We start from the raw sequence: 18,682 nt of genomic DNA on the forward strand, positions 1-18,682 counted from the left end.
GGATCACTCCGATTTCATGAGATGCTTGCCCACGACAAGCTGCTGGATCTGGGTCGTTCCCTCGTACAGGCGCAGCAGGCGCACGTCGCGGTAAAAGCGTTCGACCTTGTAGTCGCCGATGTAGCCGGCGCCGCCGTGGATCTGCACGCCGCGGTCGGCCACCCGGCCGGCCATCTCGCTGCAGTACAGCTTGGCGCAGGCCACCTGCATGCTGACCTGCGGGTCGGCCGCGCCCGCGGGTTTTTCGTCGTAGCGCCGGGCCACCTCGCGCACCAGCGACCAGCCGGCCAGCAGCTCGGCCTGGCTGTCGGCCAGCATGGCCTGCACCAGTTGGAAGTCGCCGATGCGCTGGCCGAACTGCCTGCGCTGGCGCGCATAGGCCAGGCTTTCCTGCAGGATGCGGTCGGCCATGCCGCAGGCCACCGCGGACAGGTGCAGCCTGCCGCGGTCCAGCACCTTCATGGCGGTCTTGAAGCCCTTGCCCGGCACGCCGCCGATCAGGTTGGCGGCCGGCACGCGCACGCCGTCCAGGTGCACGTCGCAGGTCTTGGTGCCGCGCTGGCCCATCTTGCGGTCGGGCTTGCCCAGGGTCAAGCCGGGCAGCCCGGCCGGCACGATGAAGGCCGAGATGCCGGCCGCGCCCGGCCCGCCGGTGCGCGCCATCAGGGTGAAGGCGCCGGCGCGCGGCGCGTTGGTGATATAGCGCTTGGTGCCGCTGACCAGGTAGTGATCGCCCTCGGCGTCGGCGCGCGTGCGGATCGATGCCGCGTCCGAGCCGGCATCCGGCTCGGTCAGGGCGAAGGAGACGATCAGCTCGCCGCTGGCGATGCGCGGCAGGTATTCGGCCTTTTGCGCGGGCGTGCCGTCCATCAGGATGCCCTGCGAGCCGATGCCCACGTTGGTGCCGATCACCGAGCGGAACGCCAGCGCGGCATGGCCCAGCAGATAGGCCAGCTCGCATTCCTGCGCCATGTCCAGGCCGATGCCGCCGTACTCCTGCGGAATGGACAGGCCGAACAGGCCCAGCTCGCGCATCTCCCGCACGATCGCCGCCGGCACCTCGTCGCTGGCCTCCACCTCGTCCTCGGCCGGCACCAGCCGCTCGCGCACGAAGCGCTCGACGCTGGCGGCCAGCAGCCGGAATGTCTCGTCGTCTATCGTCATCGAATTAGAAGCAAAAAGCCCCCCACGCTGCGCCTACGGCTTGCTGCCCCAGGCAAAAAGAGGGATGCCGGCCATTATCCAGCCATCGATCATCCTGGACAATTCCGAATAAACTGAAAACTCTGTCAAAGAAATTCGACCTATCGCATGGACGCCCAATCGCTCGTGCTGCTGGTGGACATCGTCGAGGCCGGCAACCTGAGCCTGGCCGCGCGGCGCCTGAAAATGAGCCGCGCCAACATCAGCTACCACCTGAACCAGCTGGAGAAAAGCCTGGGCCTGCAGCTGCTGCGCCGCACGACCCGGCGCATCGAGCCCACCGAGATCGGCCTGCGGCTGGTCCAGCACGGGCGCGCCATCCGCGACGAACTGCTGGCGGCGCGGGAATCGGTCGCCATGCTGGGCACCGGCCTGCACGGCTCGGTGCGCATGAGCATGCCCACCGGCTTCGGCCACCTGGTCATGTCGGGCTGGCTGATCGAATTCAAGCGGCGCTATCCGGCCATCACGCTGGACCTGCTGTTCGACAACAAGGTGGACGACCTGCTGCGCGAGGAAGTGGACGTGGCCATCCGCGTCATGTCCGAGCCGCCGCAGCAGATGGTGGCAACGGAACTGGCCCAGGTGCGCCACGTGGTCTGCGCAGCCACCGACTATGCCCGCGACCACCCCCTGCCCACCGGGCTCGAGCAGCTGGCGCGGGTGCCGCTGGTCACCTCGGCGGTGGCCGGCCGCGAATTGCGCGTGTCCGCCTACCGGGGCCGGCAGCGGCGCGAACTGGCGCTGCGCCCCACCCTGGCCTCGGAGAACTTCCAGTTCCTGCGCGAGGCCGTGCTGGCCGGCGTGGGCGTGGGCCTGGTGCCCGACTACGTGGTGGCGCAGGACCTGGCACAGGGCCGCATCGTCACGGCGCTGGGCCAATGGCGGCTGAGCGTGTTCGGCACGCGCATGTTCCTGCTGCGCATGCCGGGACGCTACCAGACGCTGGCGGTGCGCACGCTGATCGACTTCGTGGTGGCCAGGGCGCAGGCCTGGGCGGCCGGCGAAAATGTGGAAAAAGATGACACAAGGAATCGTTCCGTTCCTTCCCTTGTGAGCCGGCCGGCACGCCGCTAAGCTGATATGCGCCAGCGCAACCCGGGCGGCCAGCCCGGCTTGCCGTTGCGACCTGCGCTGGCATTCCCCGGAGAACAGGCATGTCACAGACCTCTGATTTGCAGGGCCGCGTGGCCGTGGTCACCGGCGCCTCCTCGGGCATAGGCCGCGCCATCGCGCTTTCGCTGGCCCAGGCCGGCGCGCGCGTGGCGGTCAACCACAGCTCGGGCGGCCGCTCGGCCGAGCGCGCCCAGGAAGTGTGCCAGGCCATCGCCGCCGCCGGCGGCCAGGCCTTCGCCGTCCAGGCCGACGTCAGCCAGGAAGCCGACGTCGAGCGCATGCTCCAGGCCGTGCAGGCGCGCTACGGCGAGCTGGATATCCTGGTCAACAACGCAGGCGTGGAAGACCCCGCGCCCATCGAATCCATGACGCTGGAGCAATGGCGCCGCGTCATCGACATCAACCTGGGCGGCCAGTTCCTGTGCGCCCGCGCGGCCGCGCGGGCCTTCATGGCGCGCTTTCCCGAGCCGCCGCCGCACCGCCCGGCCGGCAACATCCTTTTCATCAGCTCGGTGCACGAGGTCATCCCCTGGGCCTTCCAGGCCAACTATGCCGCCTCCAAGGGCGGCATCTCGCTGCTGATGAAGTCGCTCGCGCAGGAACTTGCGCCGCGCAAGATCCGCGTCAACAGCATCGCGCCCGGCGCCATCCGCACGCCGATCAACCGCCAGGCCTGGGAAACCGAAGAGGCGCTGCGGCAACTGCTCAAGCTGATTCCCTACGGCCGCATCGGCGAGCCCGAGGACATCGGCCGCGCCGCGGTGTGGCTGGCCTCGGACGCCTCGGACTACGTCACCGGCACCACGCTGTTCGTGGACGGCGGCATGACGCTCTATCCCGAATTCCGAGGCGCAGGCTGATGTCCAAGCCCCTGGAAGACTATGGCCTGATCGGCAACATGCTCTCGGCCGCGCTGGTGGCGCGCGACGGCTCGATCGATTGGCTCTGCCTGCCGCACTTCGATTCGCCGGCCTGTTTCGCCGCCCTGCTGGGCAACAAGAAGCACGGGCGCTGGCTGCTGGCCCCGCACGGCGACGCGCACACCACCCAGCGCCGCTACGTGCCCGAGACCGCCGTGCTCGAGACCATCCACGAGACGGCCGGCGGCGCCGTGCAGGTCTACGACTTCATGCCGCTGAGCGACTCCGAGGACCGGGTGGACGTGGTGCGCATCGTACGCGGCCTGCGCGGCACGGTGGACATGGAGATGGAGCTGATCCTGCGCTTTAACTTCGGCCAGGCCGTGCCCTGGGTGCGCCGGCGCGACTACGGCCTGAGCGCCATCGCCGGCCCGGACGCGGTCGAGCTGCACACCCTGGCGCCGCTCGAAGGCCACGACATGACCAGCACCTCGCGCTTTACCGTGCAAGAGGGCCAGGTGGTGCCGTTTACGCTGTCCTACCACCGCTCGCACCGCACGCCGCACTTCGTGTTCGACAGCATGGAAAGCCTGGAACGCACCATCAACTGGTGGGAGCAATGGGCCCGTCGCTGCCGCCAGGACGGGCTGACCAAGACGCGGCACGAGGCGGTCACGCGCTCGCTCATCACCCTGAAGCTGCTTACCTTCCAGCCCACCGGCGGCATCGTGGCCGCCCCCACCACCTCGCTGCCCGAGGCGCTGGGAGGCACGCGCAACTGGGACTACCGCTATTGCTGGCTGCGCGACTCCTCGCTCACGCTTTACGCGCTGCTGAACTCGGGCTACCGCGAGGAAGCCGACGCCTGGCGCCAATGGCTGCTGCGCGCGGTGGCCGGCCACCCGGCGCAGCTGCGCATCATGTACGGCATCTCGGGCGAACGCTGGCTGCCCGAGCACGAGGTCGAATGGCTGCCCGGCTATGCCGACAGCCGGCCGGTACGGGTGGGCAACGACGCGGTGGGCCAGCTGCAGCTGGATGTCTACGGCGAGCTCATCGCCACCTTGCACGCGGCGCGCAAGGCCGACCTGCCGCCGCTGGCCGAGGCCTGGCGCCTGCAGAAGGCCCTGCTCAAGCCGCTGGAAAAACTCTGGCGCGAGGACGACCACGGCCTGTGGGAAGTGCGCGGCCCCAAGCGCGCCTTCACGCATTCGCGGCTGATGTGCTGGCTGGCCTTCGACCGGGCCATCAAGTCCTGCGAGGACTTCGGCATGCAGGGCCCGGTCGACCGCTGGCGCCGCGTGCGCGAAGAAATCCGCGAGGACATCCTGGCCAAGGGCTACGACGCGGCGCGCAACACCTTCGTGCAGGCCTATGGCGGGCAGGCGCTCGATGCCGCGCTGCTGATGATCCCGCTGGTGGGCTTTCTGCCGATCGAGGACCGGCGCGTACAGGGCACCATCGCCGCCATCGAGCGCGAGCTGATGCGCGACGGGCTGCTGCTGCGCTATTCCTGCGACAAGACCGACGACGGCCTGCCCGGCGAGGAAGGCGCGTTCCTGGCCTGCACCTTCTGGCTGGTGGACTGCTATGCGCTGATGGGCCGCTATGCCAAGGCCGAGGAACTGTTCTCGCACCTGCTCTCGCTGCGCAACGACCTGGGCCTGCTGTCCGAAGAATACGACGTGGCGCACCAGCGCCTGGTGGGCAACTTCCCGCAGGGCTTCTCGCACATCGGCCTGGTGAACTCGGCCTACAACCTGGGCAACCCCGAGGGCCCCGCCCGGCAGGAGTCGCAGTCGAAGGCGCCCAGGCAATAGCGCCGCGCCCCGCCGCCGTGGGGCCCGCCGCCTTCAGGCCGCCAGGGCCCAGCCGGCCAGCGCGCCCAGCGCCACCACCAGCGGCGGCGGCAGGCGGGCAAGCACCAGCAGCCCGAAGGCCGCCAGGGCCAGGCCGAAATCCAGCGGACCGGCGATGGCGCCGGTCCATACCGGGTCGTAAAGCGCGGCCAGCAGGATGCCCACTACCGCCGCGTTGACGCCCGCCATGGCGTTGCGCGCCGCCGCCCGCCCCTGCAGCGCCTGCCAGAACGGCAGGGCGCCGGCCACCAGCAGGAAGGCCGGCACGAAGATCACCACCAGGAAAAACAGCCCGCTCAGCCAGGCGGGCAGCGGCCCGTCCATCACCGCGCCCAGATAGGCGGCGAAGGTGAACAGCGGGCCGGGCATGGCTTGCGTGGCGCCGTAGCCGGCCAGGAATTGCGCGCTGTCCACCGCGCCGGGCGGCACCACGGCCGCCTGCAGCAGCGGCAGCACCACGTGCCCGCCGCCGAACACCAGCGAGCCGGCGCGATAGAAGCCGTCGGCCAATTGCCAGAACCCCGAGCCAAAAGCCGCGGCGGCCAGCGGCAAGGCGGCCAGCAGCACGAAAAAAACGGCCAGCGCGGCCAGGCCCGCCCGCCGCGAGACGCCATAGGACACGGACGGGCCCGCGGGCGCCGCCGGCAGGCTGAGCAGCAGCCAGCCGGCCAGGCCGCCCAGCACGATGGCGGCCAGCTGCCCGAAGGCCAGCGGCAGGGCCAGCGCCAGCAAGGCGGCCACGATGGCCAGGCCGGCGCGCAGCCGGTCCGGGCACAAGGCCTTGGCCATGCCCCAGACGGCCTGCGCCACCACGGCCACGGCGACGATCTTCAGGCCGTGCACGGCGCCCGAGCGGGCAAACTCGCCATGGCGCGCGATGCCGTAGGCAAACGCGATGAGCGCAAGCGCCGAAGGCAGCGTAAAGCCCACCCAGGCCATCAGCGCGCCCATCCAGCCGGCGCGCTGCAAGCCCAGCGCCATGCCGACCTGGCTGCTGGCCGGCCCGGGCAGGAACTGGCACAGCGCCACCAGGTCGGCATAGCTGCGCGCGTCCAGCCAGCGCCGCCGCTCGACAAAGGCCTGGTGGAAATAGCCCAGGTGCGCGACCGGACCGCCAAAGGAAGTCAGGCCCAGCTTGAAGAAGGCCCACAGCACTTCGAGGGGGCTGCCGGGCCGCGCGGGCGCTTGGGCCGTAGCGTCGGGATTCGGGGAAGGAGAAATGGACACGGTGCAAAAAAGGGGAAAGCGGCGCCGGGCCGGAGCACGCATTGTCGCCGAAGGACTGTGGCGTGGGTGCCGCGCGCCGCCTCCGGCGTTTGACACAGGCTTGTTGTATTCGATAATAATTACAATTTGTATTTGCATGCCTGGGCCATCCGGGCGCGCCACGATTCCGAAGGCTTACACCTTGAGCACGCCGCACTGCGTCGCCCCCGCCACCGTCGAAGCGCTGTACAGCCACCATCATTCCTGGCTGCGGGGATGGCTGCACCGGCGCATGGGCAATCCCGAGCAGGCCGCCGACCTGGCGCACGACACCTTCGTGCGCCTGCTCAGCAGCGAACGCGTGCCCGCCGCCCTGGACGAGCCGCGCGCCTTCCTGACCACGGTGGCGCAGAACCTGATGTCCAACCACTGGCGGCGCGAGAAGCTCGAACGCGCCTACCTGCAAGCCTTGTCCCAGGTGCCGCAGGCCGTGCACTGGTCCCCCGAGGAACGGGCCATCGTGCTGGAGACGCTGCACGAGCTCGACCGCCTGCTGGACGGCCTGCCGCCCATCGTGCGCCGCGCCTTCCTGCTGTCGCAGCTGGAGGGACAGACGCACGCCCAGGTGGCCCGGGCCCTGTCCATCTCCGTGCCGACCGTCAAGCGCTATCTCGTGAAAGCCCTGCGGCAGTGCTACTTTGCCGACCTGGCCTTCCAGGCATGAGCTCGCCGGGCCGCCCCAAGGACGAATACCGGAGTGCGCAGCACGAAGGTAGCCCAGTGAGCCGCGCCCGCCACGCTTGCTCGTGGTATGACGGCGCGGCCATCGATCCGGCCGCAGCCGACCGCGCGGTGCAGTGGCTGCTCGCGCTGCACGAGGCGCCGGACTGCCAAGCGCTGCGGCAAGGGCTGCAGCGCTGGCGCGACGAGCATCCCGGGCACGAGCGCGCCTGGCGCCGCATCGAGGCCGTCCAGGGCAGGCTCCAGGCCCTGGCCTCGCCGCCCGGCGCCCGCTTTGCGCAGGCGGCGCTGGCCTCGGACCGCCGCGGCGCGCGCCGCGGCGCCGTCAAGGCGCTGGGCGGGCTGGCGCTGGCCGGCGGTGCCGCCTGGCAGGCCAGCCGCCTGGCGCCGTGGCGCGAATGGTCGGCCGATTACCGCACCGCCGTGGGCCAGACGCAAGCGCTGTCCCTGCCCGACGGCAGCCGGCTGGCGATGAACACCGCCAGCGCCATCGACGTGCGCTACACCGAGGCCGAACGCCGGATCGTCCTGATCGCCGGCGAGATCCTGGTGGCCACCGCCCAGGAAAACCGCCCCGCCTACCGCCCCTTCCTGGTCGAGACGGCCCAGGGCACCGCCCTGGCCCTGGGCACGGAATACGCCGTGCGCCAGCAGGACGAGGACACCCTGGTCAACGTCTTTGCCGGCGCGGTGCGGATCCAGCCGCGGCGCAATGCCGGCCGCACCCTGGTGCTGCACGCCGGCCAGGGCGCGCGCTACACGGCGCACGCGGTCATGGCGCCGGGCCCGGCCGATGCCGACAGCATCGCCTGGCAGGAAGGCTTCATCGTGGCGCGCGGCATGCGGCTGGATGCGCTGCTGGCCGAACTGGGCCGCTACACCGGCCTGGCGCTGTCCTGCGACCCCGCCCTTGCCGGCTTGCGGGTGTCGGGTTCGTATCCCGTTGATGCGCCGCGCAAGGTCATGTCGGTGCTGGCCGCCACGCTGCAGCTGCGCCTGCAGGCGCAGGCCGGCACGGCCTTCTGGCGGCGGGGGCGGCTGCATCTGCTGCCCGGCACGCGGCAAGGCTGATCCGTTTTTTGTTTTCGCGGGTCATGGGAGATGAAAAGACCATTTCCCTACCATTTTCCCAAAGGCCTGCCCATGAATCACCCCAAGGCGCCCCGGCGCCAGCCCACCCGGATCCTGCCGCGCAGCGCCCCGGCGCGCCTGGCCGCGCGCCTGGCCCTGGCCGCCGCCGCGGCCGCGCCGGTCCTGGCCGCGCCGCTTGCCGCGCAAGCCCAGGCCCAGGCCCAGCCGGTGCGCCAGTTCGACATACCCGCCGGCCCGCTCGAAGACGTGCTGGGCCGCTACGGCCGCCAGGCCGGCATCATGCTGTCGTTCCGCCCGCAGATCGCCGCAGGCCTGCAAAGCCCCGGCCTGCAAGGCCGCCACACCGTGCGCGGCGGCCTGGACATCCTGCTGGCCGGCACCGGCATCCAGGTCATGCCCCAGCCCAACGGCAGCTATGTCCTGGAGCGCCCTGCCGGCGCGGCCGGCAGCGTCACCCAGCTGCCTACGCTGACGGTGGCAGGCGGCGCCGACGCGCAAGGCCTGCCGCCCGCCTACGCCGGCGGCCAGCTGGCCCAAGGCGGCGGCCTGGGCGTGCTGGGCACCGGCGACGTCATGGACGTGCCCTTTCACACCACCAACTACACGGCGCAGGCGCTGCGCGACGTGCAGGCCCGCACGCTGGCCGACGTGGTGGTCAACGAAGCCTCGGTGCGCACGCTGACCTCCAGCAACGGCTTCGGCGAAGACTTCCAGATCCGCGGCTTTACCGTGGGCAGCGGCGACGTGGGCCTGAACGGCCTGTACGGCCTGACCTCGGGCAACCGCATGCCGGCGGCCATCATGGAGCGCGTCGAAGTCCTCAAGGGCCCCGGCACCCTGATGTACGGCATCAGTCCCAACGGCAGCATCGGCGGCAACATCAACATCGTCACCAAGCGCGCCGGCGACGAGCCGCTCACGCGCCTGACCACCACCTACGAAAGCAAGTCGGTGCTGGGCGGGCACCTGGACATGGGCCGGCGATTCGGCGAGCAGGACCGCTGGGGCATCCGCTTCAACGGCGTGTACCGCAACGGCGACACCTCGCTGGACGGCGGCCGCCAGCAGTACGGCATGGGCGCGCTGGCGCTGGACTATCGCGGCGCCCGGCTGCGCTGGTCGCTGGATGCCTTCAGCCAGCACGAGGAAGTGGACAACTTCCGCTCGCAGAACGGCTTTAGCCCCTCCGTGACCCGCATCCCCGCCGCGCCGTCGGGACATCGCGCCATCTATTCGGGCACCGAGCTGACCATCCGCGATTCGACCGTCGCCTCGCGCCTGGAGTACGACGTCTCGGACCGGCTCATGGTCTTTGCCAGCGGCGGCTACCGCTATGGCGCCACCGAGCAGGACTTTCCGGAAGCGCGCGGCGCCAACGCCGTCGACATGGACGGCAACCTGCGCGCCAGCAACGCCTGGTACGACGCCTACTCGCGCACCAAGACGGGCGAGGTCGGCGCGCGGGCGCGGTTCGAGACCCTGGGCGTCAAGCACACCCTGACCCTGAGCGCCTCGCGGCTGGACCAGGAGCAGGGCAACTTCTACCTGTCCGGGGGCGGATCGACGCCCACCAACATCTACGATCCGGTCGAGCTGCCGCCCATGACCGGGCACCGCGCCAGCCCCAGCAAGGCGTCGGAAACCGAATTGAGCAGTTTCTCGGTGACCGATACGCTGTCCCTGGCCCAGGACCGCATCCTGATCACCGGCGGGCTGCGGCGGCAAAAGGTGGCGCTGGACAACTTCAGCACCGCGACCGGCGCGCGCACGTCTTCCTACGACGCCAGCGCCACCTCGCCGCTGGCGGGCATCGTGGTCAAGCCCTGGTCCAACGTATCGGTGTATGGCAACTTCACCTCGGGCCTGACGCGCGGCGGCATCGCGCCAGCCGGCACGGCCAACGCGGGCGAGGTCTTTGCGCCCTACAAGTCCAAGCAGTACGAGGCGGGCGTGAAGGTCGACTGGGGCCAGGCCATTACCAGCGTATCGGTGTTCCAGATCGACCGCCCCAACGCCATCACCGATCCGGTCAGCAACATCTACAGCTACGACGGCGAGCAGCGCAACCGCGGCCTGGAACTGTCGGCCTTCGGCGAGCTGATGCCGGGCCTGCGCGTGATGGCCAGCGCCACCTTCTACGACGCCACGCTGCGCCGCACGGCCGGCGGCGTCAACCAGGGCAACGACGCCAACGGCGTGCCCAGGCGCACCTTCAACCTGGGCGTGGACTGGGACACGCCCTGGGTGCCTGGCCTGAGCCTGAACGCCCGCGCCATCCACACCTCGTCCATGCCCTTCAACCCGCAGAACACGATCGAGCTGCCTTCGTGGACGCGCTACGACGTGGGCGCGCGCTACCACACCGAGATCATGGGCAGATCGGTGGTGCTGCGCGCCAACGTGGAAAACGTGTTCGACAAGAACTACTGGCTGACAAGCGGCACGTTCGCCACGGTGGCCGCGCCGCGCACGGTGCTGCTGTCGGCGCAGATCGATTTCTGAGCGGCGGCGGGCCCGGGGCCCGCGCTGAGCGCGCCGCTAATCCACCACGATGTTCTGGGACTGCGCCAGCTGCCGCCAGGCCTGCAGTTCCTTGACCACCTGCTCGCGGTAGGCCTGCGGGTCGCTGCCGACGGCCTGGGTGTCCAGTTTTTCCAGGCGCTCGCGCACCTCGGCGGAAGAGACCGCGGCCTGGACCGCTTCGTACAGCCGCTGCACGATCTTGCCGTCGATGCCGGCCGGCCCCACCAGGCCGTACCAGGCTTGCGTGCCGACCTCCGGCAGCCCGGCCTCGGCGAAGGTCGGCGTCTGCGGCAGCCCGCCGACCCGCGACTGGCCCGACACCGCCAACGGCCGGATGCGCTGGCTTTGCAGAAAGGGCGCCGAAGAAGCCAGCGCATCGAAGATCAAATCCACCTGCCCGCCCGCCACGTCGGTCAGCGCCGGGTTGGCGCCGCGATAGGGCACGTGCATCAGCCGCGTGCCTGTGGCCACTTCGAACTTCGCCCCCATCAGATGGGCCACGCCGCCGGTGCCGCCCGAACCGAAGCTGACCGTGCCCGGCCGCTGGCGGGCGCGTTCGATGATTTCCTGCAGGGTGGCCTGTCCCATCGAAGGGCCGGCGGCCAGCAGCATGGGCATGCTGGCGATGTTGCTGATGTACGAGAAATCCTTCTCGGGATCGTACAAGGCGCGCGGCGCGGTGGCCGGCGCCGTGCCCAGGGTGCCCACCGTGGCGATGCCCAAGGTGTAGCCGTCGGGCCGGGCGCGCACGATTTCCAGGGTGCCCACGCTGCCGCCGGCGCCCCCGGGCTTGTTCTCGACGATCAGCGTGGTGCCCAGTTCCTGCGCCATCTTGTCGGAGACGACGCGGGCCACGATGTCGGCCGTGCCGCCGGGCGGAAAAGGCACCACGATGCGGATGGGCCGCTCGGGAAATCCCGCGGCGCCCGCGCAAGCCGGTCCCATGATCGCGGCGAGCGCCAGCGCGCGCGCCATCTTCAGCATTTGCATGCCAGTCTCCCTGTTTCCTTTTATCGATTGCGGCAAGGCAGGCCTGCCGCCCGGCGAAAGACTATGCCGGCACGACTGCCGAAACAAGCGATATTAATTCCCGGGAAATCGGAATTTTTTTCACATTAAGCGCGGCCGGACGGCCTCTAGCGCCCAGGGAAGTAGCGCGGCATGGCGCCGGAGAAGTCGCAGGTCTCGGTGGCCATGCTGGCCACGTAGCGCAGCAGCTCGTCGGCCCGCGCCTTCTCGTAGAGGGCGACATAGGGAATGCGGGGCACGGGCGGGGTGCTGCGTATCACCCGCAGCTGGCCAGACTGGATATCCGGCTCGAACAGCCGCCGGGGCAGATAGCAGATTCCCACGCCGGCCAGCGTAAGCGAAGCCGAGGCGGTCAGGCTGCTGCTGGCCAGGGTATTGCGAAAGCGCACCTGCTGCGCGTCCAGCCAATGGTCGATCAGGTTGCCCAGCCCCGATTCGTGCTTCTGCTCGATGATGGTGTATTGCGCCAGCGCCTTCAGGGCCAGCCTGTCCACGCCGTCGAGATAGCTCGGGCTGCACAGCCAGTCGTACTGCACCGCGTCCAGGTGCAGCACCTCCAGCCCGGCGGCGCGGAACGCATCGGGCACCACGATCAGATCCAGTTCGCCGGCCTGCAGCCGCTCGGCCAGGCTGACGCTGGAGCCCACCGTGGGCGCGAGGGTCAGTTGCGGATGGCTGCCGTGCACGCGCTGCACCAGGCTCGGCAGCCAGGTCATGGCGGTCAGCTCCGTCACCCCCAGGCGCACCGTACGCGGCTCGACCAGGTCCGCGCGGCTCATGTCCAGGATGCGGGTGCGCAGCGCCAGGCTCTCGCGCGCGAGCAGCCGCAGCTCCTGGCCGCGCGCGGTGACCTGCGCCTTGCGGCGGCTGCGGTCGAACAGCGCAAAGCCCAGTATGCCCTCCAGTTCCTGCAGGCGCTTGGAAACCGCCGACTGCGTGGTGTTCAGCCGCCGCGCCGCCGCCTCGAAGCCGCCCAGCTCCACCGACCAATAGAAAGCCTCGAGTTGTTTGAAGGTAATCATCGCGATCTCGCGGCGCGCGGGGCAGCCGCCTTTTAAATAGTGAAATTTCTTCCCATTAAATACGAAAACTATTCTCTTGTGGAATGTCACGCCGCTTCCTAGAATCTTCGCTTCGAAACCGGGGCGGCTGCGAGCCGCAGCCGACAGAAGGAGAAAACGCATGGACATGGGATTGAAAGGCCGGACCGCCCTGGTGCTGGGCGCCGGCGGCGGCTTGGGCAGCGCCATCGCCGCGGCGCTGGCCGCCGAAGGGGCCCGGCTGGCCCTGGCCGACCTGGACGAGCAGGCGGCCGCCGCCACGGCAAAATCGCTGCAGGCCCAAGGCGCCCAGGCGCTGTCGCTGGCGTGGGACCTGGCCGACCTGTCCGTGATCGACGCACGCATCGGCGCCATCGAGGCCGGGCTCGGGCCGGTGGACATCCTGGTCAACAACACGGGCGGCCCGCCCCCCACGCCGGTCGCCGGCCAGGATGCCGCGCTGTGGGAGAAAAGCTTCCAGGCCATGGTGCTGTCGGTCATCGGCATCACCGACCGGGTCCTGCCCGGCATGCGCCAGCGCAAGTGGGGGCGCATCGTTACCAGCACCTCGTCGGGCGTGATCGCGCCCATACCGAACCTGGGCATCTCCAACGCCCTGCGCGCGACGCTGGTCGGCTGGTCCAAGACCCTGGCGCGCGAAGTCGCGCCCGACGGCATCACCGCCAACATCGTGGTGCCGGGCCGCATCGCCACGGGACGCATCCGCTTCCTGGACGAGGCCAAGGCCAGGCGCGAAGGCCGGCCGGTCGAGGACGTCACCAAGGAAAGCACCGCCAGCATCCCCATGCAGCGCTACGGCGAGCCGGCCGAATACGCCAATGCGGTGGTGTTCCTGGCCAGCCAGGCGGCCTCCTACATCACGGGTTCGGTCGTGCGCGTCGACGGCGGCCTGATCCCCAGCATTTGAGAGGCGGCCCGATGTCCTCTCCCGACGTCCTGGCGGCGCTGTCGTCCGTGACCACCGCCACGCTGACGACCATCCTGTTCAAGAAGGGCTTGCGCAACGTCTGGCTGCGCGGCACGGCCCCGCTGGCGGCCGGACAGCAGCGCGTGGCGGGCCCGGCCTTCACGCTGCGCTTTTTGCCCCAGCGCGAAGACCTGGCCACGCCGGCGGCCTGGTCCTCGCCGACCTCCACGCGCGCCGCCGTCGAAGCCATGCCGGCCGGCTGCGTGGTGGTGGCCGACACCGCCGGCATCGCCGATGCGGGCATCTTCGGGGACATCTTGTGCGCCCGCATGCGGCAGCGGCAGGTGGCCGGCCTGGTCACCGCAGGCGCCGTGCGCGACCGCGCCGGCATCGTGCAGACCGGCCTGCCGGTCTGGTGCAGCGCCGCCGCCGCCCCGCCGGCCGTGGCGCAGCTGGCCTTCGTAGGCTGGCAGCAGCCCGTGGCCTGCGGCGGGGTGGCCGTGTTCCCGCAGGACATCATCGTGGCCGACGAGGACGGCGCCATCGTCATTCCCGCCGCGCTGACCGGCGAGGTGGCGGCCCAGGCCCTGGAGCAGGAGCGCACCGAGGCCTGGATCCTGGACCAAGTGCTGCAAGGCGCGCCGCTGACCGGCCTGTATCCGCTCAGCCCCGAGAACCAGGCGCGCTACGAGGCGTACAGCAAGGGCCGGGACGGCTAGCGCGCCGCCGCGCCAGGGGCCGGCCATGCCCGGGCCGCGATCTGCCGCCCCGGCATGGCGGCTCAGTACTGGTAGCGCATCGTCAAGGTGACGCGGCGCCCCTGGGCCCACGCCCCCTGGCTGTAGAAGCCGACCTGGCTGTAGTACTTGCGGTCGAACACGTTGTCCACGTTCAACTGCGCCGACAGGGCGCGGTCGAAGCGGTAGTTCGCCATCAGGCTGGCAATGGCGTAGCTGCCCTGGCCGACGCGCTCCTGGCCGTTGGGCCCGCTGGCCATGGCATAGACGCGGCTTTGCCAGTTCACGCCGCCGCCCAGCGTCAGCCCTTGCCATGCGCCGGGCAGGCGATAGGTGGTAAAGAGCCGCACCAGCGTGCGCGGCTGGTTGGTCTGGATGGCGTTGCCCTGGCCGTCGCGGCCGGTCCAGTGCGACCAGCCGGCCGCCAGGTTCCAGCCCGGCAGCACCTCGCCCGACACCTCCAGGTCGAAGCCGCGGCTGCGCGTGCCCTGCGCCGCGCGATAGGCCTGGTTGGGCGTGCCGGGCACCAGGTGGCCGGGATCGAGCTGCCCCAGGTTGTCCTGCTCGATCTGGAACACGGCGGCGCTGGCGTTCAGGCGGCCCTGCATGAATTCGCCCTTGATGCCGGCCTCGTAGGCCTTGCCTTCCAGCGGATCGAGCCAGCCGCCATGGCGGTCCTGGTAGCTTTGCGGATTGAATATCTCGGTGTAGCTGATGTAGGCCGTGTAGTTTTCGTTGATGTCGAACAGCAGGCCGGCATAGGGCACGAAGGCCGTCTTGTCGAACCTGGCGGGGCTGGCGCCGGCCCAGCCGGTGGCGTCGGTCTTCCAGGTGCTGTAGCGCCCGCCCACGATCAGCCTGAGCGGGTCGGCCAGGTTCAGCCGCAGCGCGCCGTACCAGCCGGTTTGTTTGGTGGTGTAGCGCGAGGCCGATATCGTCTCGTCGCTCCATGCCGGTTCGGGATACGAGCCGTCCCAGTCCAGGAAGTTGCCCACGCCGGCCGGCGACAGGCCCGAGCGGCTGTCGAAATCGGCATAGCGCCGGCTCAGGCTGGCGCCCACCACCGCCTCGTGGCGGCGGCCGAACAGGGTGAAAGGCCCGTTGGCCTTCAGATCCACGCTGTTCTGCTTGCGCTCGCCCAGGTACCACGACGGCGAGGCGTTCATGCCCTGCCCGGTCTCGCGGTCGGGCCAGCCGGTCAGGTAAAGCAGCTTGGCGTCCATCTCGTGCTTGCTGTGCGCGCCATGCAGCTGCACGTTCCAGCCATTGCCGAACCCATGCCGCAGGCTGGCGAAGGTGCCCTGGGTGGTGCTGCCCCAGGACGTCCAGTCGGCGCCCACGTTCAGCGAGCGGCGCCAGTCGGTGCGCCCGCCATCGGCATACCACAGGGGAAAGCCGCCCCAGGTGCTGCCGCGCGGGTCGTTGTCCTGGTAATTGAAGCCCGCGCTCAGCGTGGTGCGGGCGCCCAGGTCGGCATCGATCACGCCATAGAAGACCTTGCGCTGGTTCTCGTAGTGATCCAGGTGCGAGCGGCCATCCTGGTAGGCGCTGACGATGCGGCCGCGCACGTTGCCGGCGGCGTTCAGGGGGGTGGAAAGATCGGCGGTGGCGCGATAGGTGTCCCAGCTGCCGCCGCCCAGGCTCAGGTCGGCCTTGAACTGCCTGCTATCGGCGTGCTTGCGCACCAGGTTGATCGAGGCCGAGGGGTTGCCCGCGCCGGTCAGCAGGCCGGTGGCGCCGCGCACCACTTCCACGCGGTCGTAGATGATGGGATCGACCGAGGATTCGCCGGCATCGTAGCCCGAGTCGAAACCGGTGGGGATGCCGTCGTACATGTAGTTGTCGATATTGAAGCCGCGCGCGCTGAACGAATAGCGCTCGCTGTCCGAGTGCCGCACCGCGATGCCCGGCGTGCTGGCCATGACCTCGGCCAGCGAGCGCATGTCCTGGTCCTCGATGCGCTGGCGGGTGACCACGGTGACCGATTGCGGCGTCTCGCGCAGCGATAGCGGCAGGCCGGTGCTGGCCGCGGTGGCGGCCGGCGTATAGGACTGCGAGCCTTCGGTGGCCAGCGCGTCGCCCGCGCCGGACTGGCCGATCACCTGCAAGGGCGCCAGGGCCTTCACGCTGCCGCCTTCCTGTGCGGCCGCGCCGCCAGCGGCCAGGGCCAGCACGGCCAGGCAGCACGGCGTGCGGCGCGCCAGGGCTCGCGGCAAGGGGCAAGACGATGAACGGATGCGGCGCGAACGCCCCAGGATGATCGGCATGGCGGAATTCCTCTCCCTTTTGTGTGTGTGTCTGATAGCCGTAAATATTAATACGAATCCATCTCATTTCTTTTCCGTTAATAGTTCAATAATTCTTGTATTATCGAATCATGAATGAAAAACAAGCCGTCTCCGCCTTGGGCGCCCTGGCCCACCCGCAACGCCTGCGCGTGTTCCGCGCCCTGGTCGCGGCCGGCCCGCAAGGGCTGACCCCCAGCGTGCTGGCCGCACAGCTGGACAGCGCCCGCAACACCCTGTCCTTCCATCTGAAGGGCCTGTCGCAGGCGCAACTGCTCACGGTCGAGCAGCAGGGCCGCAACCTGATCTATCGCGCCGACTTCGCCCGCATGAACGCGCTGCTGGGCTATCTCACCGAGCACTGCTGCCAGGGCGCCGCCTGCGAGGTCGGCGAACGCGCCCGCACCGATTGCTGATCCCGTCTTTCTTTTCCTCCACCGCTGGAACCCCTGCCATGACTCCCTACAACGTACTGTTCCTGTGCACCGGCAATTCAGCCCGGTCCATCCTGGCCGAAGGCCTGCTCAACGGCCTGGCCGGCGAGCGCTTTCGCGCCTACTCGGCCGGCAGCCATCCCAAGGGCGAAGTCCATCCCATGGCGCTGGCCACCTTGCGGCAGCTGTCCTTGCCGGCCGAAGGCTATCGCAGCAAGAGCTGGGACGAGTTCGCCGCGGCGGATGCGCCGCGGATGGACTTCATCTTTACGGTGTGCGATGACGCCGCCGGAGAAGCCTGCCCGGTATGGCCCGGCCGGCCCATGTCGGCGCACTGGGGCATGCCCGACCCGGCCGCCCATGCCGGCACGGATGCCGAACGCCTGAAGGCCTTTCACGACACCGCGCGCATGCTCAAGCGGCGCATCGAGCTGTTCGCCTCGCTGCCGTTCGAGCGCCTGGATGCCCTGTCGCTGCAGACCGAGCTGCGCGCCATCGGCCAGCGGCAGGACTAGCGCCATGGCCTGCTCCGCTTCTGTCCGCCCCGAGTCCCCGCAACCGGCGATCAGCCTGTTCGAGCGCTATCTCACGCTGTGGGTGTTCCTGTGCATCGTGCTGGGCGTGGCGCTGGGCCAGGCGCTGCCGTCGGCCTTCCAGGCCGTGGGCCGCATGGAGCTGGCCCAGGTCAACCTGCCCGTCGGCGTGCTCATCTGGGTCATGATCATCCCGATGCTGATGAAAGTGGACTTCTCGGCGCTGGGCCAGGTGCGCCGCCACTGGCGCGGCATCGGCATCACGCTGTTCGTCAACTGGGCCGTCAAGCCGTTCTCCATGGCCCTGCTGGGCTGGCTGTTCATCCGCCAGGTGTTCGCGCCCTGGCTGCCGGCCGAGCAGATCGACAGCTACATCGCCGGGCTGATCCTGCTGGCCGCCGCGCCCTGCACCGCCATGGTGTTCGTCTGGAGCCGGCTCACCCGGGGCGATGCCGCCTTCACGCTCTCGCAAGTGGCGCTCAACGACCTGATCATGGTGTTCGCCTTCGCACCCATCGTGGGCCTGCTGCTGGGCATGTCGGCCATCGTCGTGCCCTGGGACACCCTGCTGACCTCGGTCGGGCTGTACATCGTCGTGCCCGTCATCCTGGCGCAGGCCTGGCGCCGGCGCCTGCTGCGCCGCGGGCCGCAGGCCTTCGAGCAGGCGATGCAGCGCATCGGTCCGCTGTCCATCGGCGCCCTGCTGCTCACGCTGGTGCTGCTGTTCGGCTTCCAGGGCCAGGCGATCCTGAGCCAGCCGCTGGTCATCGCCATGCTGGCGGTGCCCATCGTGATCCAGGTGGTCTTTAACTCGGGACTGGCCTACTGGCTCAACCGCAAAGCGGGCGAGCAGCACAGCGTGGCCTGCCCGTCCGCGCTGATCGGCGCGTCCAATTTCTTCGAGCTGTCGGTGGCCGCCGCCATCAGCCTGTTCGGCTTCGACTCGGGCGCGGCCCTGGCCACGGTGGTCGGGGTCTTGATCGAGGTGCCGCTGATGCTGGCGGTGGTGCGGGTGGTCAATCGCTCGCGCGGCTGGTACGAACGCGGGGCGGGCCCGCGCGGCAAGCAGGCCGGCCCGGTTCCCTGAGCATCGCCC

Annotated in this window: 16 protein-coding genes; 11 read left to right on the top strand and 5 right to left on the bottom strand. The window is 69.7% G+C overall.

What is annotated here, in order from left to right:
- Positions 1-3 precede the first annotated feature (3 nt).
- Positions 4-1,164 (bottom strand): acyl-CoA dehydrogenase family protein, encoded by a 1,161-nt coding sequence (locus V8Z80_RS10030; protein ID WP_155192248.1) that lies wholly within the window; start codon positions 1,162-1,164, stop codon positions 4-6.
- 147 nt (positions 1,165-1,311) lie between these two features.
- Here V8Z80_RS10030 and V8Z80_RS10035 point away from each other — a divergent pair, with 147 nt between their 5' ends.
- The 3 genes from V8Z80_RS10035 (at position 1,312) to V8Z80_RS10045 (ending at position 4,999) form a co-directional block, all read left to right on the top strand.
- Entirely contained in the window at positions 1,312-2,280 is a 969-nt protein-coding gene (locus V8Z80_RS10035) for a LysR family transcriptional regulator (protein WP_336061910.1), read from the top strand.
- An 80-nt stretch (positions 2,281-2,360) separates the two neighbouring features.
- Positions 2,361-3,179, top strand: a complete 819-nt coding sequence (locus V8Z80_RS10040; protein ID WP_155192252.1) for a glucose 1-dehydrogenase — start codon at positions 2,361-2,363, stop codon at positions 3,177-3,179.
- Positions 3,179-4,999, top strand: coding sequence for a glycoside hydrolase family 15 protein (locus V8Z80_RS10045; RefSeq protein ID WP_336061911.1), 1,821 nt, complete (start codon positions 3,179-3,181; stop codon positions 4,997-4,999). Before V8Z80_RS10040 ends, V8Z80_RS10045 begins: the two co-directional genes overlap by 1 nt.
- A 33-nt stretch (positions 5,000-5,032) precedes the next feature.
- Here the strand turns inward: V8Z80_RS10045 and chrA are convergent, their stop codons facing one another.
- A complete protein-coding gene (chrA, locus tag V8Z80_RS10050; protein WP_442951962.1) occupies positions 5,033-6,307 on the bottom strand; it encodes a chromate efflux transporter in 1,275 nt (424 codons plus the stop codon).
- Positions 6,308-6,446: 139 nt separating this feature from the next.
- On the opposite strand from chrA, the gene V8Z80_RS10055 reads away from it, so the two are divergent.
- The 3 genes from V8Z80_RS10055 (at position 6,447) to V8Z80_RS10065 (ending at position 10,579) form a co-directional block, all read left to right on the top strand.
- The gene (locus V8Z80_RS10055; RefSeq protein ID WP_336061912.1) at positions 6,447-6,968 is read left to right on the top strand and encodes a sigma-70 family RNA polymerase sigma factor; all 522 of its coding nucleotides are present in this window, start codon (positions 6,447-6,449) and stop codon (positions 6,966-6,968) included.
- Positions 6,965-8,056 carry a FecR family protein gene (locus V8Z80_RS10060; RefSeq protein ID WP_336061913.1) on the top strand — a complete coding sequence of 364 codons (1,092 nt, stop codon included), beginning with the start codon at positions 6,965-6,967 and terminating at the stop codon, positions 8,054-8,056. The genes V8Z80_RS10055 and V8Z80_RS10060 overlap by 4 nt, the downstream gene beginning before the upstream one ends.
- 72 nt (positions 8,057-8,128) lie before the next feature.
- Positions 8,129-10,579 (top strand): TonB-dependent receptor, encoded by a 2,451-nt coding sequence (locus V8Z80_RS10065; RefSeq protein ID WP_336061914.1) that lies wholly within the window; start codon positions 8,129-8,131, stop codon positions 10,577-10,579.
- 36 nt (positions 10,580-10,615) lie between these two features.
- On the opposite strand, the gene V8Z80_RS10070 is transcribed toward V8Z80_RS10065, so the two are convergent.
- Both V8Z80_RS10070 and V8Z80_RS10075 read right to left on the bottom strand, forming a co-directional pair.
- Positions 10,616-11,590 (bottom strand): Bug family tripartite tricarboxylate transporter substrate binding protein, encoded by a 975-nt coding sequence (locus V8Z80_RS10070; RefSeq protein WP_336061915.1) that lies wholly within the window; start codon positions 11,588-11,590, stop codon positions 10,616-10,618.
- Positions 11,591-11,736: 146 nt separating this feature from the next.
- Entirely contained in the window at positions 11,737-12,651 is a 915-nt protein-coding gene (locus tag V8Z80_RS10075) for a LysR family transcriptional regulator (protein WP_155192265.1), read from the bottom strand.
- A gap of 160 nt (positions 12,652-12,811) precedes the next feature.
- Between V8Z80_RS10075 and V8Z80_RS10080 the strand changes: the two genes are divergently transcribed.
- Positions 12,812-13,597 (top strand): SDR family oxidoreductase, encoded by a 786-nt coding sequence (locus V8Z80_RS10080; protein WP_155192267.1) that lies wholly within the window; start codon positions 12,812-12,814, stop codon positions 13,595-13,597.
- Between the two features lie 11 nt (positions 13,598-13,608).
- Positions 13,609-14,316: a ribonuclease activity regulator RraA gene (locus V8Z80_RS10085; RefSeq protein WP_155192269.1), complete on the top strand. Its 708-nt coding sequence runs from the start codon at positions 13,609-13,611 to the stop codon at positions 14,314-14,316.
- A gap of 62 nt (positions 14,317-14,378) precedes the next feature.
- Here the strand turns inward: V8Z80_RS10085 and fhuE are convergent, their stop codons facing one another.
- The gene (gene fhuE, locus V8Z80_RS10090) at positions 14,379-16,601 is read right to left on the bottom strand and encodes a ferric-rhodotorulic acid/ferric-coprogen receptor FhuE (RefSeq protein WP_336061916.1); all 2,223 of its coding nucleotides are present in this window, start codon (positions 16,599-16,601) and stop codon (positions 14,379-14,381) included.
- Positions 16,602-16,711: 110 nt separating this feature from the next.
- On the opposite strand from fhuE, the gene V8Z80_RS10095 reads away from it, so the two are divergent.
- Genes V8Z80_RS10095 through arsB form a run of 3 tightly spaced genes read left to right on the top strand, consistent with a single transcriptional unit; the run spans position 16,712 to position 18,673 of the window.
- On the top strand, positions 16,712-17,035 hold the full coding sequence (locus V8Z80_RS10095) for an ArsR/SmtB family transcription factor (protein WP_336061917.1): 324 nt from the start codon (positions 16,712-16,714) through the stop codon (positions 17,033-17,035).
- Between the two features lie 38 nt (positions 17,036-17,073).
- Positions 17,074-17,568 carry an arsenate reductase ArsC gene (locus tag V8Z80_RS10100; protein WP_336061918.1) on the top strand — a complete coding sequence of 165 codons (495 nt, stop codon included), beginning with the start codon at positions 17,074-17,076 and terminating at the stop codon, positions 17,566-17,568.
- Positions 17,569-17,572: 4 nt separating this feature from the next.
- Positions 17,573-18,673: an ACR3 family arsenite efflux transporter gene (arsB, locus tag V8Z80_RS10105; protein WP_336061919.1), complete on the top strand. Its 1,101-nt coding sequence runs from the start codon at positions 17,573-17,575 to the stop codon at positions 18,671-18,673.
- Positions 18,674-18,682: the final 9 nt, after the last annotated feature.

Origin of the sequence: Orrella sp. JC864, assembly GCF_037026685.1 — a bacterium.
Lineage (GTDB): Bacteria > Pseudomonadota > Gammaproteobacteria > Burkholderiales > Burkholderiaceae_B > Orrella.

What these genes read in the sequence shown, in the direction of transcription:
- V8Z80_RS10030 (WP_155192248.1), bottom strand. Translation starts at nt 1,164, where the DNA reads ATGACGATAGACGACGAGACATTCCGGCTGCTGGCCGCCAGCGTCGAG.
- V8Z80_RS10035 (WP_336061910.1), top strand. Translation starts at nt 1,312, where the DNA reads ATGGACGCCCAATCGCTCGTGCTGCTGGTGGACATCGTCGAGGCCGGC.
- V8Z80_RS10040 (WP_155192252.1), top strand. Translation starts at nt 2,361, where the DNA reads ATGTCACAGACCTCTGATTTGCAGGGCCGCGTGGCCGTGGTCACCGGC.
- V8Z80_RS10045 (WP_336061911.1), top strand. Translation starts at nt 3,179, where the DNA reads ATGTCCAAGCCCCTGGAAGACTATGGCCTGATCGGCAACATGCTCTCG.
- chrA (WP_442951962.1), bottom strand. Translation starts at nt 6,307, where the DNA reads ATGCGTGCTCCGGCCCGGCGCCGCTTTCCCCTTTTTTGCACCGTGTCC.
- V8Z80_RS10060 (WP_336061913.1), top strand. Translation starts at nt 6,965, where the DNA reads ATGAGCTCGCCGGGCCGCCCCAAGGACGAATACCGGAGTGCGCAGCAC.
- V8Z80_RS10065 (WP_336061914.1), top strand. Translation starts at nt 8,129, where the DNA reads ATGAATCACCCCAAGGCGCCCCGGCGCCAGCCCACCCGGATCCTGCCG.
- V8Z80_RS10070 (WP_336061915.1), bottom strand. Translation starts at nt 11,590, where the DNA reads ATGCAAATGCTGAAGATGGCGCGCGCGCTGGCGCTCGCCGCGATCATG.
- V8Z80_RS10075 (WP_155192265.1), bottom strand. Translation starts at nt 12,651, where the DNA reads ATGATTACCTTCAAACAACTCGAGGCTTTCTATTGGTCGGTGGAGCTG.
- V8Z80_RS10080 (WP_155192267.1), top strand. Translation starts at nt 12,812, where the DNA reads ATGGACATGGGATTGAAAGGCCGGACCGCCCTGGTGCTGGGCGCCGGC.
- V8Z80_RS10085 (WP_155192269.1), top strand. Translation starts at nt 13,609, where the DNA reads ATGTCCTCTCCCGACGTCCTGGCGGCGCTGTCGTCCGTGACCACCGCC.
- fhuE (WP_336061916.1), bottom strand. Translation starts at nt 16,601, where the DNA reads ATGCCGATCATCCTGGGGCGTTCGCGCCGCATCCGTTCATCGTCTTGC.
- V8Z80_RS10095 (WP_336061917.1), top strand. Translation starts at nt 16,712, where the DNA reads ATGAATGAAAAACAAGCCGTCTCCGCCTTGGGCGCCCTGGCCCACCCG.
- V8Z80_RS10100 (WP_336061918.1), top strand. Translation starts at nt 17,074, where the DNA reads ATGACTCCCTACAACGTACTGTTCCTGTGCACCGGCAATTCAGCCCGG.
- arsB (WP_336061919.1), top strand. Translation starts at nt 17,573, where the DNA reads ATGGCCTGCTCCGCTTCTGTCCGCCCCGAGTCCCCGCAACCGGCGATC.